At 40.9% G+C, this 25,674-nt stretch carries 25 protein-coding genes; 17 read left to right on the top strand and 8 right to left on the bottom strand.

The window, feature by feature from the left end:
* Positions 1–7 precede the first annotated feature (7 nt).
* From V7K98_RS07605 to V7K98_RS07590, 4 genes are all read left to right on the top strand, one after another.
* Entirely contained in the window at positions 8–1,126 is a 1,119-nt protein-coding gene (locus V7K98_RS07605) for a DUF262 domain-containing protein (RefSeq protein WP_335020356.1), read from the top strand.
* Positions 1,123–2,268, top strand: a complete 1,146-nt coding sequence (locus V7K98_RS07600; RefSeq protein WP_335020354.1) for an AAA family ATPase — start codon at positions 1,123–1,125, stop codon at positions 2,266–2,268. Before V7K98_RS07605 ends, V7K98_RS07600 begins: the two co-directional genes overlap by 4 nt.
* Positions 2,269–2,277: 9 nt before the next feature.
* The gene (locus tag V7K98_RS07595) at positions 2,278–3,030 is read left to right on the top strand and encodes a hypothetical protein (protein ID WP_335020352.1); all 753 of its coding nucleotides are present in this window, start codon (positions 2,278–2,280) and stop codon (positions 3,028–3,030) included.
* A gap of 77 nt (positions 3,031–3,107) precedes the next feature.
* Positions 3,108–3,809, top strand: coding sequence for a Uma2 family endonuclease (locus tag V7K98_RS07590; protein ID WP_335020350.1), 702 nt, complete (start codon positions 3,108–3,110; stop codon positions 3,807–3,809).
* Positions 3,810–3,816: 7 nt separating this feature from the next.
* Here V7K98_RS07590 and V7K98_RS07585 read toward each other — a convergent pair whose 3' ends face one another.
* The 4 genes from V7K98_RS07585 to V7K98_RS07570 form a co-directional block, all read right to left on the bottom strand.
* Positions 3,817–4,947 carry a CO2 hydration protein gene (locus V7K98_RS07585; protein ID WP_335020578.1) on the bottom strand — a complete coding sequence of 377 codons (1,131 nt, stop codon included), beginning with the start codon at positions 4,945–4,947 and terminating at the stop codon, positions 3,817–3,819.
* Positions 4,934–5,110: a hypothetical protein gene (locus V7K98_RS07580; RefSeq protein WP_335020348.1), complete on the bottom strand. Its 177-nt coding sequence runs from the start codon at positions 5,108–5,110 to the stop codon at positions 4,934–4,936. Before V7K98_RS07580 ends, V7K98_RS07585 begins: the two co-directional genes overlap by 14 nt.
* A gap of 32 nt (positions 5,111–5,142) precedes the next feature.
* On the bottom strand, positions 5,143–6,648 hold the full coding sequence (locus V7K98_RS07575) for an NADH-quinone oxidoreductase subunit M (RefSeq protein WP_335020346.1): 1,506 nt from the start codon (positions 6,646–6,648) through the stop codon (positions 5,143–5,145).
* Positions 6,649–6,767: 119 nt separating this feature from the next.
* Entirely contained in the window at positions 6,768–8,624 is a 1,857-nt protein-coding gene (locus tag V7K98_RS07570) for an NAD(P)H-quinone oxidoreductase subunit F (RefSeq protein ID WP_335020344.1), read from the bottom strand.
* Positions 8,625–9,283: 659 nt separating this feature from the next.
* Here V7K98_RS07570 and V7K98_RS07565 point away from each other — a divergent pair.
* The 9 genes from V7K98_RS07565 (at position 9,284) to V7K98_RS07525 (ending at position 17,870) form a co-directional block, all read left to right on the top strand.
* The gene (locus tag V7K98_RS07565; protein ID WP_012410633.1) at positions 9,284–9,592 is read left to right on the top strand and encodes a carbon dioxide-concentrating mechanism protein CcmK; all 309 of its coding nucleotides are present in this window, start codon (positions 9,284–9,286) and stop codon (positions 9,590–9,592) included.
* Between the two features lie 90 nt (positions 9,593–9,682).
* On the top strand, positions 9,683–10,027 hold the full coding sequence (locus V7K98_RS07560) for a carbon dioxide-concentrating mechanism protein CcmK (RefSeq protein WP_010995041.1): 345 nt from the start codon (positions 9,683–9,685) through the stop codon (positions 10,025–10,027).
* A gap of 6 nt (positions 10,028–10,033) precedes the next feature.
* On the top strand, positions 10,034–10,336 hold the full coding sequence (locus tag V7K98_RS07555) for a EutN/CcmL family microcompartment protein (protein ID WP_335020342.1): 303 nt from the start codon (positions 10,034–10,036) through the stop codon (positions 10,334–10,336).
* A gap of 90 nt (positions 10,337–10,426) precedes the next feature.
* The gene (locus tag V7K98_RS07550; RefSeq protein WP_335020340.1) at positions 10,427–12,424 is read left to right on the top strand and encodes a ribulose bisphosphate carboxylase small subunit; all 1,998 of its coding nucleotides are present in this window, start codon (positions 10,427–10,429) and stop codon (positions 12,422–12,424) included.
* 125 nt (positions 12,425–12,549) lie between these two features.
* Positions 12,550–13,323, top strand: a complete 774-nt coding sequence (locus V7K98_RS07545) for a transferase (protein WP_335020338.1) — start codon at positions 12,550–12,552, stop codon at positions 13,321–13,323.
* Positions 13,324–13,379: 56 nt separating this feature from the next.
* Positions 13,380–14,168: a BMC domain-containing protein gene (locus tag V7K98_RS07540; RefSeq protein WP_335020336.1), complete on the top strand. Its 789-nt coding sequence runs from the start codon at positions 13,380–13,382 to the stop codon at positions 14,166–14,168.
* A gap of 244 nt (positions 14,169–14,412) precedes the next feature.
* The gene (locus V7K98_RS07535) at positions 14,413–15,354 is read left to right on the top strand and encodes a LysR family transcriptional regulator (RefSeq protein ID WP_335020334.1); all 942 of its coding nucleotides are present in this window, start codon (positions 14,413–14,415) and stop codon (positions 15,352–15,354) included.
* A gap of 112 nt (positions 15,355–15,466) precedes the next feature.
* Complete coding sequence (locus V7K98_RS07530) at positions 15,467–17,104, top strand: mucoidy inhibitor MuiA family protein (protein WP_335020576.1); 1,638 nt, start codon at positions 15,467–15,469, stop codon at positions 17,102–17,104.
* A gap of 76 nt (positions 17,105–17,180) precedes the next feature.
* Positions 17,181–17,870, top strand: a complete 690-nt coding sequence (locus V7K98_RS07525) for a Uma2 family endonuclease (RefSeq protein WP_335020332.1) — start codon at positions 17,181–17,183, stop codon at positions 17,868–17,870.
* 38 nt (positions 17,871–17,908) lie between these two features.
* On the opposite strand, the gene V7K98_RS07520 is transcribed toward V7K98_RS07525, so the two are convergent.
* Complete coding sequence (locus V7K98_RS07520) at positions 17,909–18,109, bottom strand: hypothetical protein (protein ID WP_335020330.1); 201 nt, start codon at positions 18,107–18,109, stop codon at positions 17,909–17,911.
* A 585-nt stretch (positions 18,110–18,694) separates the two neighbouring features.
* Here V7K98_RS07520 and mnmE point away from each other — a divergent pair.
* Genes mnmE through V7K98_RS07500 form a run of 4 tightly spaced genes read left to right on the top strand, consistent with a single transcriptional unit; the run spans position 18,695 to position 21,591 of the window.
* The gene (gene mnmE, locus V7K98_RS07515; RefSeq protein WP_335020328.1) at positions 18,695–20,089 is read left to right on the top strand and encodes a tRNA uridine-5-carboxymethylaminomethyl(34) synthesis GTPase MnmE; all 1,395 of its coding nucleotides are present in this window, start codon (positions 18,695–18,697) and stop codon (positions 20,087–20,089) included.
* Between the two features lie 57 nt (positions 20,090–20,146).
* Positions 20,147–20,422 (top strand): hypothetical protein, encoded by a 276-nt coding sequence (locus V7K98_RS07510; protein ID WP_335020327.1) that lies wholly within the window; start codon positions 20,147–20,149, stop codon positions 20,420–20,422.
* A 27-nt stretch (positions 20,423–20,449) separates the two neighbouring features.
* Positions 20,450–21,220 carry an SDR family NAD(P)-dependent oxidoreductase gene (locus V7K98_RS07505; RefSeq protein ID WP_335020325.1) on the top strand — a complete coding sequence of 257 codons (771 nt, stop codon included), beginning with the start codon at positions 20,450–20,452 and terminating at the stop codon, positions 21,218–21,220.
* Between the two features lie 50 nt (positions 21,221–21,270).
* Positions 21,271–21,591 carry a hypothetical protein gene (locus V7K98_RS07500; RefSeq protein WP_335020323.1) on the top strand — a complete coding sequence of 107 codons (321 nt, stop codon included), beginning with the start codon at positions 21,271–21,273 and terminating at the stop codon, positions 21,589–21,591.
* Between the two features lie 56 nt (positions 21,592–21,647).
* Here V7K98_RS07500 and V7K98_RS07495 read toward each other — a convergent pair whose 3' ends face one another.
* The 3 genes from V7K98_RS07495 to V7K98_RS07485 form a co-directional block, all read right to left on the bottom strand.
* Positions 21,648–22,568, bottom strand: a complete 921-nt coding sequence (locus V7K98_RS07495; RefSeq protein ID WP_335020321.1) for an alpha/beta hydrolase — start codon at positions 22,566–22,568, stop codon at positions 21,648–21,650.
* 43 nt (positions 22,569–22,611) lie between these two features.
* Positions 22,612–23,577 (bottom strand): class I SAM-dependent methyltransferase, encoded by a 966-nt coding sequence (locus V7K98_RS07490; protein ID WP_335020319.1) that lies wholly within the window; start codon positions 23,575–23,577, stop codon positions 22,612–22,614.
* Between the two features lie 426 nt (positions 23,578–24,003).
* Positions 24,004–25,635 carry a hypothetical protein gene (locus tag V7K98_RS07485; protein ID WP_335020317.1) on the bottom strand — a complete coding sequence of 544 codons (1,632 nt, stop codon included), beginning with the start codon at positions 25,633–25,635 and terminating at the stop codon, positions 24,004–24,006.
* Positions 25,636–25,674 lie beyond the last annotated feature (39 nt).

Genomic DNA, 25,674 nt, shown 5'->3' with positions numbered 1-25,674 from the left:
AAGCTCTATGACAGATTTGAGTAATTACAATATAGAATTAGCTGATGAAGAAACTTTAGAAGAAGAAGAACAAGAGGAAAAAGTTACTTTTCAGTATGATCCTGATAAAATTAACATTGTAACTAGGGAACCAACAATAGAGTTATTGCTTAAAAGAATCAATGAAGAAGCCCTTGATTTAGCACCTGATTTCCAACGTCATGCGGATATATGGAAAGAAGATGCCCAAAGCAGGCTTATAGAGTCTATTATTATCCGCATCCCCATACCAGCATTTTATATAGATGCTACTAATGAAGATAAATGGTTAGTAGTCGATGGATTACAGCGTCTATTTGCACTCAAGCGCTTTATTCTCGACAAAAAACTCAAACTATCTGGATTAGAATATCTTACAAATCTGGAAGGTAAAACCTTCGATGAAATTGAACGCAGATACCAACGCCGCCTTGAAGAAACTCAACTAACAGTATATTTGATCGAAAAAGGCACACCTCCAGAAATTAAATATAATATTTTCAAACGCATTAATACAGGAGGCCTTGCTTTATCTCCTCAAGAATTACGCCATGCTCTTAATCCTGGTAAGGGAACAAAGTTTTTAACTAAACTTGCTGCATATCCACAATTTAAAGAGGTAGTTAAACTTGGAAATGATCGCAAAATGCGTATGGATGATCGGGAATTTATACTAAGTTTCTTAGCCTTTACCTTGACTTCTTATAAAGATTATGCTGACAACAGAGATACTTTCTTAACTAAAGCACTCTCTAAGACAAATAAACTCTCTGACACAGAGTTATATAATATTGAAAATAATTTCCAAAGGACAATTATAGCTAGCTGGAACATCTTTGGTAAAGATGCATTTCGGAAAATATCTAATTCTCAGAAAAGACAGTTTCCTATAAATAAAGCTCTATTTGAATCTTGGTCAGTACTTCTGAGTAAACTAAGTAACGAACAAATACAAGTTTTAATAGATAGAAAAAAAAAATTGATTGATACATTCAAGACATATATAGACAATGACAAAGTTTTTTTAGAATCTATATCTCAGGCTGCCGAAAAAGTACAGTATAGATTTAGTACTATAGAAAAAATAATTCAGGAAGTACTTCTATGATTGATTCTCTGACACTCACAAATTTTAAGCCTTTTCAAAATCAATCCCTTACATTTAGACCACTTACACTTTTATCTGGACTTAACAGCACTGGTAAGTCTTCTGTTTTACAAGCATTTTTATTATTAAGGCAATCGTATCAAAAAGGTTTGTTGTCAGAGAAAGGCTTGGTACTTAATGGAGATTTGATTAATATTGGTACAGCTAAAGATGCAATTTTTGAAGGCGCATCTAAACAAGAACCACTAGTATTTGAAATACTTTGGAAAAATGGCATAAAAAGTATATGGAAATTTAAAAATGAAGAAGAAGATGTGGGATCTAATTTTTTATACCTTACTTCAAAATCTGTAGACGATCAAGTATATCAATTATCCAGTCTTTTTAATCAAAATTTTCATTACATTGAGGCAGAGCGTATAGGGCCAAGAGCATTTAATCAAATGTCATATGACAAAGTTCAATTACTCGGAACACTGGGCGCTAGATGTGAATATACATTACATTTCCTTGCAGTCAATGAAAATAAAATTATTGCTAATCAAAAATTAAGTCACCCTAATGTAAAAACTTCACAGCCACAATACGACGATCCAGAGGAAAAATCACCAGCTTTAATAGATCAAGTAGAAGCATGGATGGGAGAAATTAGCCCAAGTACACGTATAAGGATAAAATCAAATCCATCTCTGGATTTGATAAATTTGCAATGCAGTTATGGAGATAGCAACGCTTACCGTGCAACTAACGTTGGCTTCGGAATTACCTACACTTTACCAATTATCGTAGCCGTACTTGCTTCACAAGCTGATACACTAATTCTAGTTGAAAACCCAGAAGCTCATCTTCATCCCAGAGGACAGGCAAAAATGGGAGAATTGTTAGCACTAGCTGCTAGTTGCGGGATTCAAGTTGTGATAGAAACTCATAGCGATCATGTTTTAAACGGAATTCGTCTTGCAGTTCATGACGGGAAACTTGAGCCGAAAGATGTCCAATTGCACTATTTCCAGCGCCAAGAAAAACAAGGTAAAGCTGTTACTGAGGTAATTTCACCTCACATGGATTCTGATGGAAGAATTGATGAATGGCCAGACGGCTTTTTTGACCAAGCAGAAAAAGACTTGTTGGAGTTGCTGTGAATGCACTTCTTGATTAACGAACTTTCTTTTATCGTACAATCAAATAATAAGTATGAAGCTGATTCCCTGATGGGGATGCTAGTAAAAATAATTGATGAATTGGAATCTATAAGAGGTAAAGACCTAATTCAAGTACATAGTACTTTTTCTAGCTGTAAACTATTCATTGACTTTACAGTTAAGGATTGGGTTTATGAAAAATTACATTCTGCTAATAGAAGAGATGCTAGCTTATTTGTTAGAATTATGACTAAAGGACCCTTCATAGATAAAACTTTAGATCAAGTATTGGCTTATCATGAATGTCAGTTCAATAGTAAAGATGTTAGTGGTAGTTCATTAGCAGGAGCGGCTTATCTGAAGGGGACTGTAATTAGCTTAGAGTATGCACCTGAATTTGCAGGTGAGTACCTTGAAGTTAGATACAGCGAAGACGGTGAAATATATGAAAATTTACCAGTTGCTAACTTATTTCATGTAAATCAGGCTCAACAACTACGTCCTCGTTACATATCCAGCCCTAAACACGCTTCACCCAATGGTTGGGGGACTATTATGAATTTGAGCGATGAAGTTGCACAATTAGTTTTAGATAAAGGCATTATCAATGGTAAACAGATTTATGGATACTACGATGGAAAATTTTATGAATTTCAGCCGGATAATGCAGATGGCTATCACGGATACCCTGTAGGACAAAATGAAGTTCCTCCAAGAGTAATTAAAGCTCTCCAACAGATGCAAAATGAGGAAGACCGTTAATACCTAGCTAGCGATCGCTCTTCTCTCCTTCCACTGCTAAACTAAAAAACAACCCTTACATCCTGCAAAGGTGTCTTATGACCTCTGCAACCGATCCATCCACCGCCCTCACACCGTTCCCAGACCATACACAGCTTCCTGAGTCTGATGGTACTTTTGTGAAAAACTTTCAGGAACATCCCCAAAGCATTCTCCTAACGGACTCAATTAAACCAATATTGCAAAAACGTCATCCTGATGGGCAATATTGTATTGGTCAAGATAGCGGTATCTACTGGCGGATAACTGACCCCCCAGAAAAAGGCGCAGAAGCACCTGACTGGTTCTATGTAGGCAATGTACCACCTACTCTAGATGGGCAAACACGCAGGTCTTATGTATTATGGCGAGAATTGATTGCCCCATTGATTGCATTAGAATTTGTTTCTGGGGATGGTAGTGAGGAGCGAGATAAAACTCCTTGGAAGGGTAAATTTTGGATTTATGAGCAGGTAATTCGTCCTCCCTTCTACGGCATTTATGAAGTGAATAAAGCCAGCGTAGAAGTTTATGAGTTAATTGGTGGACAATATCAGTTATTAACAGCAAATGAACGTGGGCATTATCCTATACAACCTTTAGGAGTTGAGTTAGGTCTTTGGCAGGGACAATATTACAATATGCAATTACCTTGGCTACGCTGGTGGGATTTGCAAGGTAATTTGTTGTTGACTGGCGAGGAAAGAGCCGAACGTTTGACTGCTCAATTGCGCTCTTTAGGCATTGAACCAGAAGCCTAATATTTACCTATTTATTCACATTCAGCAACTGCGAAGTTTCTAACCGACTCATCCACTTCTCTAAATAAACTCGATTATTTTTCTCTTCATTTGGATCTTTAGTATCCAAAGGATGAGGCATCAGTCCCAAAATCGTTGCTGTGGTAACACAAAACATCGATTTTTGGAAACTCATGCAAATTTGGACTCGCAAATCATCTTCACCCCGGAGGCTGCGACGATATATTTCGTGCAAATACTCTGGAAGATAATGACGCATATCTTGCATCAACAAGGTGGGAGGAATACCCGCGCCGCCAATGGGTAAAGGATCGGCATACAATGCGCCATATTGAAATCGCGTTTGATCTGGGGGAATTTGATATCCTTGGGCGTTGTATGAAACTGTACCGTGGAAAGGAGTTCCCCGGAAAAATACTGCTTCTACATAAGGTATTGCTGTATCTGCTAAGAAGGTTAAACCAACGCTTTTAGGAATGATTTCATAGACTTCACCTCGAATTTTGACAGCGTAGGTAATTGGGTTTGACGCATTTGCCACTAACGCTGTTTTAATGTGGTCTACAACTTCGGGAATCGATTTAATTTTGCCTTGGTCGTAGAGGTCTGATAAGCTGAGGAACATATCAGCCATTACTCGCCAGAATTGACCTAAACCTGTGTAGTAAGCAGAGACACGCAAATATTCTGTTAAGAAATCTGGAAATAGTTGGTTAATACCGGGAACTAAGGGATTATTTTTAAACTTTGCAGCGATAACAGCTTGCGCTCTTTCTTTAAATTCTGTTGTATCTAAATACGTATCTAGTCCGCCGCCACCATGCCACATCATGGCTTTCATGCAATATTCGGCATACTCAAAATTAATTCTGTCATGCCACCAGTGACGGAGTAATTTTTTAAAAGAAACTTCTCCATTAAAATATTTAAAAAATGGGAAAAATTTTAAAAACTGATGCTCGGCAATATAGTTAAGGTTATTTGAATAAGCATCTAAAACTACGCCATAGCTTTTAAGAATACCAACAACTTCCAGCACATTTTCTGGACTATCAGGGAGTAATGCTTCTCCTGTTTGCAGACGTTTAATATACTCAGCTAAGGGATTGTGAGCCGCTTTCTTTTTAATAGTTACCATTACCATCTCTCCAAAAAGTATAGGGATTGGGATATTGGGTATTGGGCATTGGGCATTGGGTATTGGGCATGGGGCATTGGGTATTGGGCATGGGGCATGGGGCATGGGGCATTGGGCATTGGTTATTAATTCTTCTCCCCCTCATCTGCCTCATCTGCCTCATCTGCCTCATCCCTAGTCCCTCATCCCCACTCCCTACTCCCTACTCTCCATTGCTTTATTTAAGGACACTGCCAATACTACGTTTTGGCTATTCACCATTGCTGTAATAGTTGGTTCAGTCCAGCGTGCTAACCAAGCGGGTTGAATGCCAAATATCACAATGAGTACAGCTAAAATTGCAGCTGGGGCGCGATCGCTCCAATACACACGTGGTAAGTTAGTAACCTGTGCAGACAAGCGGCCAAAAAAGGCGCGGTCGAGGAGTATTAGGAAGTAAACCGCAGTTAAGCCGGTACCAAGCATTGATAGTAAGGTTTGCACTGGAAAAACTGGGAAACTACCCCGAAAAATGATGAATTCGGAAATAAACCCGACCATTCCAGGTATCCCAGCGCTGGCCATAACTCCCAAAACCATGAGGCTACCAATTACGGGCATACCTCGTTCTGGGTTCAGCAATCCTTGGAGAACATCTAAATCACGGCTTCCGGCTTTTTTATACACAACCCCTACTAGCAAAAATAGCATGGCAGAGATTAAGCCGTGGCTAATCATTTGCATGACAGCACCTAAAACACTTAATGGTGTCGCCGCCGCCGTTGCTAACAGCACATAGCCCATGTGTCCAATGGAACTGTATGCTACCATTTTTTTCATATCGGTTTGAGCGATCGCGCAGGATGCACCATACAGTACACTTATCACTGCCCAAGTTGCTAACCAAGGAGCCAAATAAGCCCAAGCTTGTGGTAACAAGTTCATGCCAAACCGCAGTAAGCCGTAAGTTCCCAACTTCAACAACACCCCAGCCAATAGCACAGAAATCGGTGTGGAAGCTTCAACGTGAGCATCTGGCAACCAAGTATGGAAAGGAACTAAAGGAATTTTAATCCCAAAACCGATCAAAATCCCCGCTAGCAGCAAAAGCTGTGTCGCTAAGGGTAAAGTCGTAGTGTTTAAGGTTGCTAGTGCAAAGTTAGAGGAACCACTCAGCCAAACCATGCCGAGGAAACTTGCTAAAATCAAGATTCCTGAAACGGCGGTATAAATAAGAAATTTTGTAGCCGCATAACCCCTTTTTTCCCCACCCCAAATAGCTATCAACAGATATAACGGAATTAATTCCAATTCATAAAATAGGAAAAACAGCAGTAAATCCTGTGCCAGAAAAGCTCCAGTTACCCCAGCGCTTAATAATAATATCAAAGAGTAATAAAATTTCGGGCGCTGTAGAGATTCATCGCTACTATAGATAGCAATAGAAGTTAACAGTCCATTCAAAACCAGCAGTGGCAAAGATAAACCATCGATTCCCAGGTTATAGTTTAAACCTAAGACATCTATCCAAGGGACAGACTCGGCAAACTGCTGAGTGATTTCCCCAGGATGGAACTGAATTCCTAGTACAATTGTCCACAAGAAAGCGACAATGGCAAAAATTAAAGCTACCCCACGGGCAAATTTCCCACTGATGCCAGACGGCGAGAAACCAATTAAAGCTGCACCGATTAACGGCACTAGAATTAAAACACTAAGCATAAGCAGGTATGGAGTGGGGAGTGGGGGAGATGAGGGAGATGGGGAAGATAATAACTAATGACCAATGACAAATGACCAATGACCAATGACCAATGACCAATGACCAATGACCAATGACTTTAAAAAGGCAATTTATCTAATAAACCGGATGACCAGCTGATGAAAAAACCCAGGATACTGACAACTGCGAGGATGGTCAACATATAGCCCTGAGATTGTCCAGAAATGCTGTACTTTAAAGTTTGTCCGCCAAGAATTGTTGCAAACCCAACCAAGTTTACTAGACCATCGACTAAATAGCGATCGCTCCAAGCAGAAACTCTAGATAGCAGTGCGACTGCACTCACCACCGTTACGCGATAAACTCGGTCAATATAAAAATCATAACCTAATAAGTCTTGCACAAATCTCCACGCCAAAAATCTGGATCTTGACCAAGCTTTGTGCAGATAAACTGTAGAACCTGCAACTACTCCCACCACGGTGGAAGTAAACAGCGCTAATGCTACCAACCAATTAATACTTTCCCAATTTGGTAGTAAGTACCATTGCTGTAGCATCAAAGGTAAAAGTAAAGTCAGGACGGTGAGAGTCACCATCGGGAAGGCCATTTGCCAAGCCACCTCTGGCGTGCGTCGGGTCTTTTGTTGCGGTTTACCCCAGAAGACTAATCTGAATACTCTAGTTAAGTTCAATGCTGTTAAGCTATTGACTAATAATAAAACCCCAATCACCCAAGGGCTAATATTCACGAAACCGTCAGCCCATGCTAGCATTGCCCAGAAGCCTCCTAGTGGTAGCACTGTCACCATCCCCGCAGAACCGACAATAAAGGCGGTGGTGGTGGCTGGCATTCGTGACCAGAGTCCACCCATTTCGGTTAAGTCTTGGCTTTGGGTAGTTAATATGACTGAACCGGAACTCATAAATAATAATGCTTTAGCGATCGCATGAGTTAACAACAACATCAAGGCGACACCCCCTTGCTGTAACCCCACTGCCAAAAACACTAACCCCATGTATGCACTGGTGGAATGAGATAGCGATCGCTTAATGTCAATTTGAGCTATAGATACTAATGTCGCCCCAATTGCCGTTACTGTACCCATAACTACCAAGGCATTTAAGGCAACTGGCGATAGTGCTAACAATGGTTGAAATTTATACAGTAAATAAGCACCACCAGCAACTACCAGCGAGTTTCGCATTACCGAAGCCGGGTTTGGCCCTTCCATCGCCTCATCTAACCACAGGTGCAGGGGAAATTGGGCACATTTCCCAGCCGGCCCAGCAATTAATGCTAAACCTAGCAATGTTGATGTCATTGGGCTTAAATTAGCTGTTTGCGCCCACTCATATAAATCTGAAAAGTTCAAACTCCCCGCTAAGTTAGAAAGTGTCACCACAGCCATCAGCAGCAATAAGTCTCCAACGCGTTTAGTCCAAAACGCATCTCGCGCCGCCGTCACTACTAGGGGTTGAGCATACCAGAATCCCACCAGCAAGTAAGTTGAAAGCGTCAAAACTTCTAAAAGGGCATAGCTGAGAAACAAAGAATCACTGATTGCTAGACCACTCAACGCTGCTTCAAAAAATCCCATCAGCGCAAAAAACCGCGCCAGCGACCAGTCTTTTTCCATGTAACCCAGAGCATAAACTTGTGCCAGAAAGCTTAAACCTGTAATTAAAACTGTTGCCCCAATACTGACTGCTGAGAGTTCCAAGGTAAAAGATAAGTCTAAATCAGCAGCTTTGAACCACGGCACGAGTAACTTTTCTGGTTCTCTATCCCAGATATTTTTAAATACAAACAGACTATGGACAAAAGCCACAACAGTTGTCAACAAGTTGATGTATGCCGCAGGTCTTGGCCCTGTTCGCTGAATTATTCCTATTCCCCAGGGCAGCGCTAAAACTGCGCCTAATAAGCTATATAAAGGCACAAACCAACTTGTTGAAAATAGAAATTGATCCATTTAAATTTACCTTGATGACTCAGCCTTTATTTTAAAAAATCTTTCAGACAATTATTTATTTAAAAAAATTAATTTAGGAAAACATCAACATTTTTTTATTATTGTTTCAACTAAATTATCAAAAGTATTTTTACTTCACTTTCCCCTACTAAACTTCGATAAAATATAACTTTACATACGTAAAAGTATTTACTCGCCTTAACTTTACCTCTGTTTTTGCATTTGTATTTCTACTTTGAACAGAGTAATTTATACAATATATTTGAAAAGGTTATATACTTTTCATCTAGTCATTGTACATACCGCAAAACCTGACGAAAGATAGATGCAGCAAAACATACAGCCGTCGATCTTCCCTCCCCAGATAGAATTAGCCTTGGTTATGAATGTCGTTTTGTAAATGTAATAAAGAAATTATAAAGCATAAGTGGCTGCTCAAGTAATTCAGTAAACTTTAATTGCTCAGAAGCACAGATAAATTTTTGTTAAGTTTTTTAAAACTTTCTTATCATAAACTATTATAGTAATTTATGTTGCCAGGAACGCCAAGGTTTCCTATGCTTAAATTGGAAGTGTTTTCTTAGCTATAAGATCAGGCTCTCCCCGTCAAAAAATTCAAACGACAGTACAGATTGCATTAATTTTGTAGGAGTTCTGCGGTGCCAATTGCAGTTGGAATGATTGAAACGAAGGGCTTTCCAGCAGTTGTAGAAGCTGCTGATGCGATGGTGAAAGCCGCCCGTGTCACCTTAGTAGGGTATGAAAAAATTGGTAGCGCTCGCGTCACCGTGATAGTTCGGGGAGATGTATCGGAAGTGCAAGCTTCTGTAGCTGCTGGGGTTGAAGCCGCGAAAAGAGTCTTTGGTGGTGAAGTGTTGTCCACTCACATCATTGCTCGTCCTCACGAGAACCTGGAATACGTCTTGCCGATTCGTTACACCGAAGCTGTAGAACAATTCCGTACCTAAAAGCTGTTTAAAAAAAGTAATTAACGCTCTTTGCTTTTTTGAGCATCACTTTCGTCCAAGGTTAAAAACTTTAAATAGGGATTAAAACTAATGTCAATTGCAGTGGGAATGGTTGAAACGCTGGGTTTTCCAGCAGTAGTGGAAGCTGCTGATGCGATGGTGAAAGCGGCTCGTGTGACTCTAGTAGGCTATGAAAAAATCGGCAGTGGTCGAGTTACCGTAATTGTCCGGGGTGACGTTTCAGAAGTGCAAGCTTCCGTAGCCGCAGGTGTTGAATCAGTGAAGCGAGTCAACGGTGGACAAGTGCTATCGACTCACATCATTGCTCGTCCTCACGAAAACTTAGAATATGTCCTACCAATTCGTTATACAGAAGACGTAGAGCAATTCCGGGAAAATGTGAACGCAATTCGTCCTTTCGGTAGAAGACCGTAATTTGTAATGCAAATTGCCAAAGTTCGCGGCACAGTAGTTAGCACCCAAAAAGAGCCAGCTCTCAGAGGCGTGAAACTACTGTTGTTACAATTAGTAGATGAAAACGGCAATATCCTACCAGAGTATGAAGTAGCAGCAGATATTGTGGGAGCAGGAGTAGATGAGTGGGTACTCATCACTCGTGGTAGTGCCGCTCGTCAAATTGTTGGCAATGAACAGCGTCCATTAGATGCAGCAGTGGTGGCGATCATAGATACTATTTACGTTGAAGATCGCCTAATTTACAGCAAAAAAGATCAATATCGATAGTCATTGGTCATTAGTCATTAGTCATTGGTCATTACAAAAGACAAATGACAACGGACAAATGACTCATGACAATATAGGAGGAATCTCGCAATGGCAGTCCGCAGCACGGCAGCACCCCCAACTCCGTGGTCAAGGAGTTTAGCTGAACCCAAAATCCACGAAACTGCTTTTGTACATTCATTCTCCAATGTGATTGGGGATGTACGAATAGGTGCAAATGTAATCGTCGCTCCGGGGACTACGATTAGAGCGGATGAAGGCACACCTTTTTATCTTGGTGAAAACACTAATATTCAAGATGGTGTAGTTATTCATGGGTTAGAGCAAGGTCGAGTAATTGGCGATGACCAAGAGAAATACTCGGTATGGGTGGGTAAAAATACTTGCATTACCCACATGGCTCTAATTCACGGGCCAGCTTACGTAGGCGATAATTCCTTCATTGGTTTTCGTTCTACAGTGTTTAATGCCAGGGTAGGCGTAGGTTGCATCGTGATGATGCACGCTTTGATTCAAGACGTAGAAATTCCCCCAGGTAAATATATATCTTCGGGAGCGATAATTACTACCCAGCAGCAAGCTGACCGCTTGCCAGATGTGCAGGATCAAGATAAGGAATTTGCTCATCATGTGGTTGGGATTAATCAGGCGCTACGAGCTGGTTATCTTTGTGCTGCGGATAGCAAATGTATAGCACCCATTCGGGATGAAATTGCTAAATCTTATACAGGTAGTGGTATTACTGTTTTAGAGTTGGAAAGGAGTACTGAAGTGGCGAGCAATAGCTTGGGTGCAGAAACAATAGAGCAGTTACGCTATCTATTGGAACAAGGATATAAGATTGGTACAGAACACGTAGACCAAAGACGGTTCCGCACGGGTTCTTGGACTAGCTGCCAACCAATCGAACCGAGATCGCTTGGTGAAGCGATCGCAGCATTAGAAAGCTGTATAACAGACCATAGCGGCGAGTATATCCGACTATTTGGGATTGACAAAGGTAGACGGCGTGTGCTAGAGAACATCATCCAACGCCCGGATGGTGATGCTAAACCAGGTACCACGTTTAAAGCTCCTAATAGTAGTCATAGCAATGGCAGCTACAGCAATGGTAATGGTAACGGTAGCGGCTCTAGCAGTGGCAAAGTCGATGGCGAAACTCTAGAGCAAATCCGCCAACTTTTGGCAGGTGGTTACAAAATTGGTATGGAACACGTAGATGAACGGCGCTTCCGTACTGGTTCCTGGACTAGTTGCAAGCCAGTTGATGCAACTTCCACCAATCAAGTAATTTCCGCTTTAGAAGAATGTATATCAAACCATCCAGGTGAATATGTACGTTTAATTGGCATTGATACTAAAGCCAAACGGCGGGTATTAGAAACCATTATCCAACGTCCAAATGGTCAAGTAGCTACCTCTGGTAGTCAGAAATCATCATTTAGCAGTGGAACATCTAGTACTGCTACGGCAACAGCTACCAGTACCCGATTGAGTACTGAAGTAGTAGACCAACTGCGGCAATTATTGGCTGGTGGTTATAAAATTAGCATTGAACACGTAGATGAGCGCCGCTTCCGTACTGGTTCCTGGACTAGTACCGGTCATATTCAAGCCTCCTCAGAAAGAGAAGCGATCGCAGCTATAGAAGGGCACATTGGCGAATACCAAGGCGAATATGTACGCTTAATTGGTATTGACCCTAAAGCCAAGCGTCGGGTATTAGAAACGATTATCCAACGTCCAAATGGTCAAGTAGCCTCCTCTGGCAGTCAAAAATCATTTACTACCAGTGCGCCTTCTGCAACAGCAACAGCTACCAGTACCCGCTTGAGTAGTGAAGTAGTAGACCAACTCCGGCAATTATTGGCTGGTGGCTCTAAAATTAGCATTGAACATGTAGATGAGCGCCGCTTCCGTACTGGTTCCTGGACTAGTACCGGTCATATTCAAGCCTCCTCAGAAAGAGAAGCGATCGCAGCCGTAGAAGGACACCTTGGCGAATACCAAGGGGAATATGTGCGCTTAATTGGTATTGACCCCAAAGCCAAGCGTCGGGTATTAGAAACAATTATCCAAAGACCATAGGAGGGAGTGGGGAGTAGGGAGTAGGGAGTAGGGAATTTTAATATCGACCACTCACCATTCCCCATTCCCCATTCCCCATTCCCCATTCCTCATTCCCCACTCCGGCTTCCGAGGTTAAAATTTCCATGTCTGTGCTGTCACTGCGCCTCAGCAATAATTTTGATTCTTACATTAGTGGTGAGGTGACTATTCATCCAAGCGCAGTACTTGCACCTGGGGTCATCCTCCAAGCGGCTGTAAACGGCAAGATCGTAATTGGGCCAGGGGTCTGTATTGGCATGGGAGCAATTCTCCAAGTCCATGAAGGAACTCTAGAGGTAGAAGCAGGGGCAAACCTGGGAGCCGGTTTTTTGATGGTTGGCAAGGGGAAAATTGGAGCAAATGCTTGTATTGGTTCAGCCACAACAGTTTTTAACTATTCAGTTGAACCTGGACAAGTAGTTGCACCTGGTTCGATTTTAGGAGACACTAGTCGGCAAATTGCTCAAACAAATCAGCCGGAACCATCTACAAATAACCCAGCTTCTACAAGTCCGCCACCGCAGAAGGAAGAAGAAAATGGCTCAGGGGAAGTTGAGGAAAAGGTAACTTCCTCAACTAAGTTCTCAGCTGCGGCTTTTGTGGATTTCAAACAAAATAAGTCGATTTCTTACTTCAAATCTCCCGCCACTCCAGAAAGCCAAACTCCTTCTGTAGAGGAACCAGCCAAGGATGTTGAACCCCCCTTGCAAGAACCCGCCCAAGAGTCTATAAAACATGACTCAGACTCCAATCAGCTAACTACAGAATCCCCTAATGGTTTTGGCACTCAAATTTATGGACAAGGGAGCATAAGCAGACTGTTGACCACATTGTTTCCCCATAGACAATCCTTGAGCGACCCAAACTCTGACGATTAGTCTGAGTAAGTGTTAATTGTAAGTTGTCGGCTTTATGATTATCTGGGAAAGTTCAAATGGAAACATCTAATCAACGGTCTATGAATACCAGCCAGGGAGCGAGTAGTCATGAAACCTTTCAGGACACTGCTTTGGGTTTAGTTTCTACCCGCAGTTTTCCCGCGATCGTTGGGACGGCGGATATGATGCTGAAATCGGCAGGAGTTCACCTCGTTGGGTATGAAAAAACTGGTAGCGGTCATTGTACTGCGATCGTTCGGGGTGGAATTGCTGATGTGCGTCTGGCGGTAGAATCTGGTGTGCAAACGGCTGAACAGTTTGGTCAGTTGGTTTCTAGCTTAGTAATTCCCCGACCTTATCCCAACCTAGATGTAGTACTTCCCATCACAGCCCGTTTCACTAAATTGATGGAACAGGGGAATTACAGCCGTCTGAGTAATCAAGCAATTGGCTTGGTAGAAACGCGAGGATTTCCGGCGATGGTAGGCGCTTGTGATGCCATGCTCAAAGCTGCTGATGTTCATTTAGCAGCTTATGAAAAAATTGGTGCGGGTTTGTGTACAGCTATTATTCGTGGTTCTGTGGCAAATGTCGCGGTAGCAGTGGAAGCGGGAATGTTTGAAGCAGAACGCATTGGAGAATTAAATGCAGTGATGGTAATCCCCCGTCCGCTAGACGAAATGGAGCATACCTTGCCATTAGCAAGCTGCTGGATAGAAAAACACCAACCGCTAAACTTGCCAGTCAATATCAAAGAACAAGTTGCCGAAATTGAAGTATTAAGATTACCAGATTTAACCAAGCTACCGACAAAAATTGTAGAAGAATTATGGAATGATGAATGATGATAGATGAATTTGGGAAAATCATCATTCATCAGGAAGAAGTGAAAGGGATCTTACGCTTTTCTTGTTGTTTTGATAATAACTTCTTAAATCCATAAATAAAATACCTTTATTTTAATAGAAGTTATAGAGTTTTATCTATAATAAAACTCGTAGATTTCTATTGGTATCGCTATAGCATTTGCAACTATTTCAGTAATACTAGTTTTATATCGATGAATAACTATATAGAGGAGAACCACATTTGAAACAAGCGACGCTGCACCAGTTAAAGGTTTTCGAGGCTGCGGCACGACACAGTAGCTTTACGCGGGCTGCTGAGGAATTGTTTCTCACCCAACCTACCGTTTCTATGCAGATTAAGCAACTCACAAAATCGGTAGGGTTGCCATTATTTGAGCAAGTGGGGAAGCGGTTGTATCTCACCGAGGCAGGACGAGAATTATTTGCCACTTGTCGGCAGATTTTTGGAAATATAGCCCAGTATGAAATGAAGGTGGCAGATTTAAAAGGGCTGAAACAGGGACAATTACGCTTGGCAGTGATTACAACAGCAAAATATTTTATCCCACGTTTGTTAGGGCCGTTTTGTGAGCTTTATCCAGGGATTGATATATCTTTGCAAGTAACGAATCACGAACAAATTTTGGAACGGATGAGTCAGAATCTGGATGACTTGTATATTATGAGTCAAGTTCCAGACAATATGGATGTGAATTGTGAGGCATTTTTAGAAAATCCTTTGATAGTCTTTGCACCGGTTAATCATCCGTTATCCAAAGAAAAAAATATTCCGATCCAACGCCTGTCTAACGAACCTTTTATTATGCGAGAACCAGGTTCAGGAACTCGTCGCGCCGTCCAAAGCCTATTTGAAGAACAAGGGGTGACAGTAAAAGTTAAGCTGGAATTGGGAAGTAACGAAGCAATCAAGCAAGCGATCGCAGGTGGTTTAGGAATTTCGGTTTTATCTCGTCATACTTTACTATCAGATGTCTCAGATTTTAGTATTTTAGATGTCCAACACTTTCCCATTCAGCGAAATTGGTACATGGTTTACCCCGCAGGGAAGCAGCTATCTATCGTCGCTCGTACCTATTATGAGTATCTCCTGGCTGCTGCAAGAAATTTTGTAGATCAAAACATTGATCCTAGTTATAGTACACTTGAACGAACTAACGAGTAATTACGTTAGCGTAGCGGGGCGAAGCCCATTACGAATTACCCAAAGGGGTTGACTGTTAGACCGGGAAACATTGACAATTAACCAGCAGATTAAAAATGGGGGAAAACTGGCAATGGTTAACCCGGAAATACCATCTTGGCGCAAAACAGTACAAAGCGAGATTGTAGCTGTTACAGTGTATGCTGACAGGGCATTGGTTACACGACGGGGTGTAGTTGATTTAACAGGAATTGAACAGGAATTAGTAATTACCTCAGTGCCAGAGACTCTAGAAACTGAGTCTGTTAGGGTTAGCGGTACAGGGACGGTAGGAGTGCGTTTGATGGGAGTGAGTAGCGATCGCATTTACACCACTGAACCTGTAGCGGAACGAGCCGCACATTTGACAAGGCAAATTGAGCAGTTAGAAGCAGAAAAACGCCACCTGCAAGCCCAAGTCGATGCTTTAGTATTGCAGTCTAGTTTTATCGCCGGGTTAAGTGAAAAAACAGAGGAACCCTTTGCACAGAGTTTGTCTCGGAAAAATCTTAGCCTGAGCGAAACTTTAGATTTTTTGAATTTTCTCGGAAGCCAGTATAGTGAATATGCGATCGCATCTGGAGAGTGCAAAACCCAACAGCAGGAATTAGACAAAGAACTGGAAACACTCCGCGCCTCATTGCAAAAAATTCAAACACCCCATCCCAAAGAGAGTTTGAGCATAGTTGTAGCAGTTGAAGTTGCAGGTGAAGGTGAATTTGAATTAGAGGTGTCTTACATAGTAAATCGCGCCAGTTGGACTCCCCTTTATGACTTGCGCTTTAGCACTACCAGCGATATTGTCCATCTGGGCTACCTTGCAGAAATTACTCAAAGTAGTGGCGAAGATTGGATTGGTGCAAATCTCACCCTTTCTACCGCGAAACCAGGATTAGGTACTCTCCCACCTAAACTTGAACCCTGGTATATTGATGCACCACGTCCACAAATGTTACGACAACGACAATTGTCTACACAACAGCGACCACTGCTACCTACCATAGCAGAACCGCCTGCTTCTGCTGCCAGAGCAGATTGGCAAGGAGAAGAAGAAGAAGGTGCAGAAGATGTTCTTATCCCAGCAGAAACTGTTACAGCAGAACTATCCAAAGAAGGGAGTGTAGTTACCTTTAAATTGAATGGTGGCGGTAACATTCCCAGTGATGGCGCACCTCATAAAACGACAATTTTTAATGACGACTATCCTTGTAACTTTGATTATGTGGCAATGCCGCGTTTGGTAAGTTTTGCTTATTTACAAGCAAATGTGAAAAATAATCCCAATGGTGCGACTTTATTACCAGGCAAAGCGAATATTTTCCGCAACAATGTTTTTATCGGGACAACTCAGTTAGAGAATATTGCACCAGGACAAGAATTCAAACTGAATTTAGGGATGGATGAAGGTTTGAAAATTGAGCGCGATTTAGTTGAACGTCTGGTAGACAAAAGATTGATTAGCAACCAGCGCCGAATTACTTATAGTTATCGGTTGATAATTACGAACTTACTCGACAAAGAAGTAAATCTGAAAGTAACTGAACAATTGCCAGTTAGCCGCAACGAGCAAATTAAAATACGCCTCAGCCGCAGTAATCCACAAATTCAACTGGGTGAAATGGGCATTTTAGAATGGCAGTTAACTCTTCCAGCACAAGAAAAAAGAGAGATTTACTACCAGTTTAATGTTGAGCATCCGCCTGAGTTAATGGTTGTTGGGTTAGATATTTAGTGCCAAGCTAACAAACTGCTGCACCCTGCGCTTCTCACTGCTACGCTAAACTTATAGCACTAAGACACTTGCTGCCATGTCTGTCGCCCAAGATTTAGAAACTCCAGAAGATGGTATATTTCCCCCAGGGGATTTATATAGTGACGAACCGCCTTTGGAAACTGACTTACATCGACTACAAATGACTCTGCTAATTCAATGCTTAGAGTGGTTGTGGCAAAATCGCAACGACTTTTATGCATCGGGTAATCTCACCATCTACTACAGTCCACGCCAGCGTAAATCAGAGAACTTTCGGGGGCCAGATTTTTTTGTAGTATTGGGAACTGAACGCAAACCCCGTAAAAGTTGGGTTGTCTGGGAAGAAAATGGTAAATATCCTAATCTAATTATAGAAATTCTCTCAGATAGCACACGCGATACTGACAAGGGACTAAAAAAACAAATTTACCAAGATATTTTTCGCACACCAGACTATTTCTGGTTTGATCCAGAAACGTTAGAATTTGCAGGGTTCCATTTACTTGATGGTGAATATCAACCGTTGCAACCAAATCCTCAAGGCTGTTTGTGGAGTCAACAGCTAGGTTTATATTTAGGTGTTTATCAAGAAAAGTTGCGCTTTGTTACTCCTGGTGGAGAGGTAATTTCTACACCACAAGAAGTTGCAGAAGAAGAGAAACAACGCGCTGAACACGAAAAGCAACGCAGTGATCGCTTGGCAGCAAAACTGCGAGAATTAAATATAGATCCAGATACTATTTAAGCTTCTCGCTGTGTTGCTTATGCCTATCAACACCAATATTATGGATCTTCAGGAAAAACCCATTTTGGCGGTTCGGTCATTTTTTTCCGCAGACGTTCTTGTGCCAATTCCAACATTTTGTCTAGGGGAGTCTCTTCAATAAATTTTGCAGCCGCCTCTCTAAACTCGATATTTGGGCATTTATCCTCTAAAACACACCCGTTAACACAGGCTACAGCGCAATTAATCTTTTGCTCCACAGTAAATTCCTCTCTCTAAAACTTATGAGTTATCAAAAATTTGGGTTGAAAACCCCGTCCTTACCAGGACGGCTTTTGGTAAAATAGGATTTGTGGAAGGGTAATCAACCACTTAAAAAACCCTATTGCTGCCTAACACGCAGACCCTGAACCTTGACAACTGAATCTAGGGGGTTCTACTTCGTAGTTCTAGTATCACCTGGAAGTAGGTAAAAGATTCACAGGTACTAGACGAACAGCATTAAACTTCAAAAAAATTTTGCACTATGTGCAACTATGGTCGGGCAGACCAAAAGTTAACGCTTGGGAAGAGAACCACCTCTGCCTTAGATATCGCAAGGAGTCTAAGTTAAGTGGGCTCGTTGAACCAAGAATCCCCTGCCTTTTTAAGCAAGTGAGCGTAAGCGAAACTTGGTTAGGCAGGGGAGTGTCAAAAAGTTGTGAGTTCTAATATTCACCCTTAACTCTTTACTATCAGGCATTATCCTTTAGGTAAATTTTACCTTGCCAGTTGCTATCCTATTAGAAAGTTATGAGTTATGGTTTTTACTCCTAACTCCTAACTTTCTGTAATAAAGGGCGCTCATGTCAGAAGTCTTTGCTACTACTGGAACTATAGCTGCGATCGCAACTGCTGTTGTCCCCCAACAGGGTAGTGTTGGTATTGTACGGGTGTCTGGTTCTCAAGCAATGGTTCTAGCGCAAACTCTTTTTCACGCACCAGGGCGACAAGTTTGGGAAACTCACCAGATTCTCTACGGTTATATTCGTCATCCCCAAACGCAACAATTGGTAGATGAAGCCCTATTGCTGATCATGAAAGCACCCCGTTCTTACACCCGTGAAGATGTCGTGGAATTTCATTGCCACGGGGGAATTATGGCAGTGCAACAGGTATTACAACTGTGTTTAGAAAATGGTGCTAGATTAGCTCAACCCGGAGAATTTACTCTCCGCGCCTTTTTGAATGGGCGATTGGATTTAACTCAAGCCGAAGGTATTGCTGACTTAGTGGGAGCTAAATCGCCTCAAGCTGCCCAAACAGCCTTAGCTGGTTTACAGGGAAAATTAGCTCATCCGATCCGGCAGTTACGCGCTAACTGTTTAGATATTTTGGCAGAAATCGAAGCACGAATTGATTTTGAGGAAGATTTACCACCGTTGAATGATAAAGCAATAATATCAGAAATCGAGAAACTTGCCGCCGAAATAACGAGATTATTGGCAACCAAAGATAAAGGTGAGTTGTTACGCACAGGTTTAAAAGTGGCAATTGTGGGGCGGCCAAACGTGGGTAAGTCGAGCTTATTGAACGCTTGGAGCCAGAGCGATCGCGCGATCGTCACCGACTTACCCGGTACAACCCGCGATGTGGTTGAATCCCAGCTAGTTGTTGGGGGAATTCCCGTACAAGTGCTAGATACAGCCGGGATTCGGGAAACAACAGACCAAGTGGAAAAAATTGGTGTGGAGCGATCGCGCCGTGCTGCCAATGCAGCTGATTTAGTTTTGCTTACCATCGACGCTTCAGCCGGTTGGACGGAAGGCGATCGAGCAATTTACGAACAAGTGCAACACCGTCCATTAATTTTAGTGATTAACAAAATCGATTTAGTAGAAGAAATTAAAAGAAAAAATCTTGAATCTAAAATGCCAAATTCCAAATCCAAAATTGTCACAGCAGCCGCCCAAAATCAAGGTATTGATGCTTTAGAAACGGCAATTTTAGAGATAGTTAACACCGGAAAAGTCCAAGCTGCTGATATGGATTTAGCCATTAACCAAAGGCAAGCAGCAGCTTTAACTCAAGCTAAAATATCTTTGGAACAAGTACAAGCAACAATTGCCCAGCAACTCCCCCTTGATTTTTGGACAATTGACTTACGCGGTGCAATTCAAGCACTAGGAGAAATTACTGGAGAGGAAGTTACAGAATCAGTTTTGGATAAAATTTTTAGCAAGTTTTGTATTGGTAAGTGACTTTCTACAAAATCCAAAGTTTTCCTTTGTTAATTACAGAAAAAATAGCTACATATTATGCCAGTTTTTAGAAAAGATGTTGATTTCTTCTTTGAAGAGTTTATCAAAGTTAATACTGGAGGAGGAGATGCGAGTATCTGGGCAGTTGGCAGTTATCAGGGAGAATTCATTATGACTGTTATTGAGAAAAAAATAGATTCTTTAACTATAGATGACATAGTTGATAAACCAGCTTTTTTAATGTTAGATGACCTAATGAAATTTTCTCCTTATTGGCAATACGATTCAGCAGCACTTGATTTATCAGCCAAATTAGCAATATCTAGTTTGTAATTGTTTTTTACTAATTATATATAACAAATGGTTTTTAACGATAGCATGAAAAATGCTAATTCTTTGATTGTCGGAGCCAATCAAGGTATTGGCTTAGGTTTTGTAAAAAACTTACTTCAAGATGAAAAAATAGCTAAAGTTTATGCTACATATCGCCAACAAAATGCTGCTGAAGAATTACTATCTTTAGTAGATAAACACTCTGACAAGTTAATTTGTTTGGAGATGGATATTACTGACGAGTTGCAGATTGTTGAAGCTGTTAAAAAAATACGTACTCAAGTTGACAAACTGCATTTAGTCGTCAACTGTGTAGGACTGTTGCATGAAGATACTTTGCAGCCTGAAAAAAGCTTAAGAGAAATTAATTCAGAAAACTTGCTGCGCTACTTTCAGATAAATAGTATTGGTGCTGTCTTGCTAGCTAAACATTTATTGCCTTTATTGCGTCATGGAGAACGCAGTGTGTTTGCTAGTATTTCTGCTAAATTGGGCAGTATTGGCGATAACAAACTTGGTGGATGGTATGGCTATCGCGCTTCTAAAGCAGCACTTAATATGTTGATGCGAACTGCGGCCATTGAGTATAAAAGAAGTTGTCCGAAAGCATTAATAGTGACATTACATCCTGGTACAACTGATACCCGCCTTTCCCGTCCTTTCCAGAAAAATGTCCCTGCGGAAAAATTGTTTTCAGTGGAACGTACCGTTACCCAATTATTGGCTGTGATTGAACAGCTTCAAGAAGGCGATAGCGGACAGTTTTTCTCGTGGGATGGGAGCAGATTGCCTTGGTAACTGAGTTACGCTGGTGCTAATGAAACCTACATTACTTGTAACCTCAGCCTATGAAGTTTTTTGTGCCAGCAGCCAAGGATGATATCAAAGCAGAGCAGGTGTATAGTGCGATCGCTAAGTCACTCAAAGCACCAATAGCCGAAAAGCGTATTTGGAAGTTACAGTGGCGCGATCGCGAAATTGATATGGAATGCGAGGTAGGTAAACCCTTACCATCCTCTTATCAAACCGGAAAAGAGCTAGTTATGGCAATCTTTGAGTGCGAAAACTTTTATAAGATTTGTACTCTTACCCGTGGAGGAATAAAGGGAGAACCTATCTTGGTTAGCAAAAACTCTCTATCCTCAGCAACATATTTTTCAGATAACTGACTCTGTATTTTAATACGCGATCGCCTGTTTGATAGAAGTAGATGCGATACTAAAACCTAAGAATTAGGAAACTCTAACTCACCACTTCCCCTTCTTAACTGCGCTGTTTCAGGTGGTAGATGTCGCTCTAACCAATTCTCTAAATCAGCCATTACCTCTCGATAGTTGAGGTCACGCTGAATTTCGTGATAGGCTTCTGGATACTCAATTCTCAGCTTATCTTTACAGTTTACCCGTTGATAAAAAATTTCACTTCCCGCAGGTAAAGCCACTCTGTCTGCACCACCGTGGAGAATCAACAACGGTAATTGCCAATCACCTGCTTTAGCATTAATCCAATCAACTGTTGCAAAAAATTCTGTAGCTAAACGGGCAGTACCAAGGGTATGTCGCAGTGTATCCTGAGCGATCGCAGCTAAAACCTGCGGATCTCGTGAACCAGCACTGATGTCAATACCTGTATTCAGTGTAAAACGCGGCCACACCTGTGAGAGCATTTTTCCTAAAAGTACCCGAATCGGTGAAATCCCAACTTTCCCCAAGGTTGGCGCAAGAGCGATCGCACCTTGCAAAACTGATGCTTGTTGGGGATAGCGTAGAATGTAATCTAAGACAATCACCCCACCTAAACTATGACCCAAAAGAAAAATTGGGCATCCAGGATTCTGAGTCTGAATTAACTCTAAAAAGGCTCCCAAATCTTCCCTAAACTCACTCCAAGCGTTGATGTAGCCTTGCTGACCTGGTGAGCGTCCATGACCGCGCAAGTCTAAGCCATAGATAGCATATTGCTTGGGTATCAAATGCTGAATTATATTACTGTAGCGATCGCTGTGCCCTCCGAGTCCATGCACAATGGCTAATATTGCCCGTACTTTACCCTCTGGATGCCAGCTTTGGTAATACAGGTCAAGTCCTCCAACACCTTGAAATCTGCCTTCTTTACGAGATATGATGCGATCGCTATGGTCAATCATCTGGTTAATTTTATACGTATTTTCAGAACAAATAAGAGGAATTCTATTTGATTTTTGAAGAGAGCTTTAATTCCACTAATACAATATCTGCGGCAACACTTCTATTAACGCGATCGCGCCTTAATTGAGAAAAGAATATTTTCAAAAATAAACTAGGGTTTTTTATAATTTCTTGAAATAACTTCAACTTAGGTACTGTTTGATTTTTTCCAAATTTAGATAAACTAAAATTGTTTGTTGCTCTTGCCATAACAGAGTTTGCAGGTGGCATATAAAATTTTATCTCACAACCCAATTGATCTGCTAATTCTTCGTAAGATTTCTTACTCCAGCGTAGCAGATGATGTGGTGGGTGATTTAATATATCAAACCAGTCTGACTCAACCGACATAGGTGAATAAGGAGTGCTGATGAATATACTACCCATTGGTTTAAGAACAGAAAACATTGATGCAATAAACTGCTTTGGTTGACTAATATGTTCTAAGCAATGAAAAGACAATATATAGTTAAACTTTTCATCAGAAAATTTATTGTAAAAACTCTCAATTGTTTCACAATAAACTTCAAATCCTCTAGCCTGACATTTTTCAACAGATTCTGGAGTTGTATCCAAGCCGACTATACGAGTATTTGAAAGTTTTTTGGCAATTTCAAGAAAATTCCCTCCACCACAGCCCACATCTAAGATAGAAATCAAATTCTGTTTTTCTCGCTGATTTATTTGCTCAATTACAGGCAACCATTCCCATCTAGATTCTGGATAATAACCTACTCTAGTAGTAACCCATTGGTAAAATGACTGGCTACCAGCTTCGAGAGGGAAAGAATATTCAAGCGAGCAATTTTTACATTGCTGAATCTCATAGTCTATTATTTCAATTGTTTCTGGAGGCTTTTCAGCAAAATAATCTTCTAATTCGCTCATAATATTGTTTCTAGACAATGAACGAACATGGATTCCTTCACTACCACAAATAGGACATTTATTTGAAATGTTTTCAGTCATGATTATGATTAATAGTATTGATTCATCAAATTTTATCCTGATTCATTGACATTGAATGTAGCCAAATATTTTAAAATATTGGACAGAACGCTCACACCAAAGTAATCTTCCCGCAAGGAGGCTTTAATTATTCTCGCTCTTGAATTCCGAATAATTTAGGACTTACGTAAAATATATCTCAATCTCTCATTTCTCCGTGTCGCGCCAGTTGCTACAAGTCGGGGAACCCGCCCAACGCACTGGCTTCTCTACGCCTCTGCGGTTCGTTATTCCGTAACTCTTGCCTAAGTTCTATAATTGTGAATATTATAATAGGTTATTAAAAAATATCTTCTAGCTTATTTATACCAATTTTCCAAAATTAGGTTACAGATATAAACCTGTAAACCCGGATTAAATCTGCTGTCTTACAATTACGAATTAGTATTATTTTCCCTGCCATAGTTGTCGTAAAGACTGAAAAATTCTTACAAATCTTTCTTCTAGCCAGAGCATACCATAATCAATCCATTCTAGAATTTGTTCTAAGGGATGTTTTTCATAGCCTGTTGAAGTTGCTTTAGTTTCTATCCAGTCTGGTTGTGCCTCAACTTGACTGCTTTGATGAAACTGCTGTTGCAATTCTCCTTTACCACTCTTGCTTTTAGTCTTAGAAATGCCGGATTGGGTTTGTTTTGCAGAAGCAATTTTTCTAGATGTTTTTTGGCTGGAAGCAAGATTACTAGTTGCTTGTTTCCTTTGCATCAAACCAGATCCAATTTTAGGCTGTTTTACAGTTAAATTATTCTGTGGAAAATGCCCTACTGATGCAGGATTTTGAACTTTAGAAATTCTAACTGATTTATCAGCAACGATTTCAGTATCCCCAAATAAATCATTCCATGTGAGCCAAGGATCAATACCTAAATCCTGGTTATCTATCACAGTGCTTTTTGGCAAAGCTTTTCTAAAGCGTGATGATAATAGTTTACCTGGCAATTGCCCATCATTAGCTGTTGGCTCAAGTGTTCTTTTATTACCAACGCCAAAAAAGTAATTAAGTGCCGCTTCAATCAAAGACTGAATATTTAGTGTATGAGTTTCCAATCCATCAACAGTGGTTTCTATTTCTCCCCTAGCAGCTAATTGCTCTTTGCCATAAAGAAATATGTTTAACTGAGTTTGGGCGACTTGAACAATTTCCTGGCTACGTTCTCGCACAGGTACTAAAGCATTTGATTCCAATTTAGCAACGGTTATATCTAGAAATGCTAATAATCTCTCTGTATTAAGTAAATCTTTTGATATCCCCTCAGATAAAACTGGAATTTTCGTTGTATTACCGTCAGTAAGTTTTGCTAATAAACGGTCAATCTGTGGTAATAGCTCCGTTTCTTTTTTAGCTATAATCGACTGCCACGATTGCCAGTAATTAGCAACTTCGTTAATAATTCTATTTTCTAATTTTGCTTGCTGCTGGGGTGTCAAAACATCTAGAATTTCATTGTCGATAGTAACAAGCACTAAATTACGATTGCTCAAATTTGTAGCAATACCTCGTACTACTGGAAAGTGCGGAACAAGGAAACTTTCTAAGTGTGAAGGGTTGAGAATTTCCGCTTTATTTTCTGTAATCGTTGAGGATTGAGTCAGACTTACGTTATTTGTCGAATTATTATTAACAAATTTCAGCCGTAAAAGTCCCAATAAAGCCAAAGCATTGAAAGGTTCAGATATTTTTTCAGGAGTAGAGACGGTTTCATCTGATAACAGATAATTAGCTGCTTCTAGTACTTTTTGAATAGGACTGTCAGCATTTGGAGTTTCGGGCTGGAAATCGGTATCATTTGGTTGTAACTTTAGTCTAGTTTGTGGTTCTTTGGTCTGTAGCGTTTTGCTAGATGATTCAGATGACTGAAACAGTAGATACACTGGGTAAAGTAGTGCCTCCACACCCCACTTAGTGGCAACTTGCAAATGCCGGAAGGTGTGTTCCCACTGTTGTGTCACCCGCCGAGATTGCTGGTGGACAAAGTTAAATAGTCTGCTTTGATAACGACCAGAGGAACCAGAAGACATAGTAGTAATTTTTTAGTTCAAGTCTTGTTAAGTTGTGAG

This window comes from Nostoc sp., assembly GCF_036917435.1.
Taxonomy (GTDB): domain Bacteria; phylum Cyanobacteriota; class Cyanobacteriia; order Cyanobacteriales; family Nostocaceae; genus Nostoc.
This window is presented reverse-complemented; position numbering and strand designations above follow the sequence as displayed.

Excerpts from the sequence above, each read along its gene's own strand:
- V7K98_RS07525 (WP_335020332.1), top strand. The coding sequence starts at position 17,181 with ATGTCTGTCGCCCAAGATTTAGAAACTCCAGAAGATGGTATATTTCCC.
- V7K98_RS07505 (WP_335020325.1), top strand. The coding sequence starts at position 20,450 with ATGGTTTTTAACGATAGCATGAAAAATGCTAATTCTTTGATTGTCGGA.
- V7K98_RS07500 (WP_335020323.1), top strand. The coding sequence starts at position 21,271 with ATGAAGTTTTTTGTGCCAGCAGCCAAGGATGATATCAAAGCAGAGCAG.
- V7K98_RS07545 (WP_335020338.1), top strand. The coding sequence starts at position 12,550 with ATGTCTGTGCTGTCACTGCGCCTCAGCAATAATTTTGATTCTTACATT.
- V7K98_RS07530 (WP_335020576.1), top strand. The coding sequence starts at position 15,467 with ATGGTTAACCCGGAAATACCATCTTGGCGCAAAACAGTACAAAGCGAG.
- V7K98_RS07495 (WP_335020321.1), bottom strand. The coding sequence starts at position 22,568 with ATGATTGACCATAGCGATCGCATCATATCTCGTAAAGAAGGCAGATTT.
- V7K98_RS07490 (WP_335020319.1), bottom strand. The coding sequence starts at position 23,577 with ATGACTGAAAACATTTCAAATAAATGTCCTATTTGTGGTAGTGAAGGA.
- V7K98_RS07570 (WP_335020344.1), bottom strand. The coding sequence starts at position 8,624 with ATGGATCAATTTCTATTTTCAACAAGTTGGTTTGTGCCTTTATATAGC.
- V7K98_RS07605 (WP_335020356.1), top strand. The coding sequence starts at position 8 with ATGACAGATTTGAGTAATTACAATATAGAATTAGCTGATGAAGAAACT.
- V7K98_RS07555 (WP_335020342.1), top strand. The coding sequence starts at position 10,034 with ATGCAAATTGCCAAAGTTCGCGGCACAGTAGTTAGCACCCAAAAAGAG.
- V7K98_RS07585 (WP_335020578.1), bottom strand. The coding sequence starts at position 4,947 with ATGGTAACTATTAAAAAGAAAGCGGCTCACAATCCCTTAGCTGAGTAT.
- V7K98_RS07600 (WP_335020354.1), top strand. The coding sequence starts at position 1,123 with ATGATTGATTCTCTGACACTCACAAATTTTAAGCCTTTTCAAAATCAA.
- V7K98_RS07510 (WP_335020327.1), top strand. The coding sequence starts at position 20,147 with ATGCCAGTTTTTAGAAAAGATGTTGATTTCTTCTTTGAAGAGTTTATC.
- V7K98_RS07550 (WP_335020340.1), top strand. The coding sequence starts at position 10,427 with ATGGCAGTCCGCAGCACGGCAGCACCCCCAACTCCGTGGTCAAGGAGT.
- V7K98_RS07590 (WP_335020350.1), top strand. The coding sequence starts at position 3,108 with ATGACCTCTGCAACCGATCCATCCACCGCCCTCACACCGTTCCCAGAC.
- V7K98_RS07485 (WP_335020317.1), bottom strand. The coding sequence starts at position 25,635 with ATGTCTTCTGGTTCCTCTGGTCGTTATCAAAGCAGACTATTTAACTTT.
- V7K98_RS07560 (WP_010995041.1), top strand. The coding sequence starts at position 9,683 with ATGTCAATTGCAGTGGGAATGGTTGAAACGCTGGGTTTTCCAGCAGTA.
- mnmE (WP_335020328.1), top strand. The coding sequence starts at position 18,695 with ATGTCAGAAGTCTTTGCTACTACTGGAACTATAGCTGCGATCGCAACT.
- V7K98_RS07575 (WP_335020346.1), bottom strand. The coding sequence starts at position 6,648 with ATGCTTAGTGTTTTAATTCTAGTGCCGTTAATCGGTGCAGCTTTAATT.
- V7K98_RS07540 (WP_335020336.1), top strand. The coding sequence starts at position 13,380 with ATGGAAACATCTAATCAACGGTCTATGAATACCAGCCAGGGAGCGAGT.
- V7K98_RS07580 (WP_335020348.1), bottom strand. The coding sequence starts at position 5,110 with ATGAGGCAGATGAGGCAGATGAGGGGGAGAAGAATTAATAACCAATGC.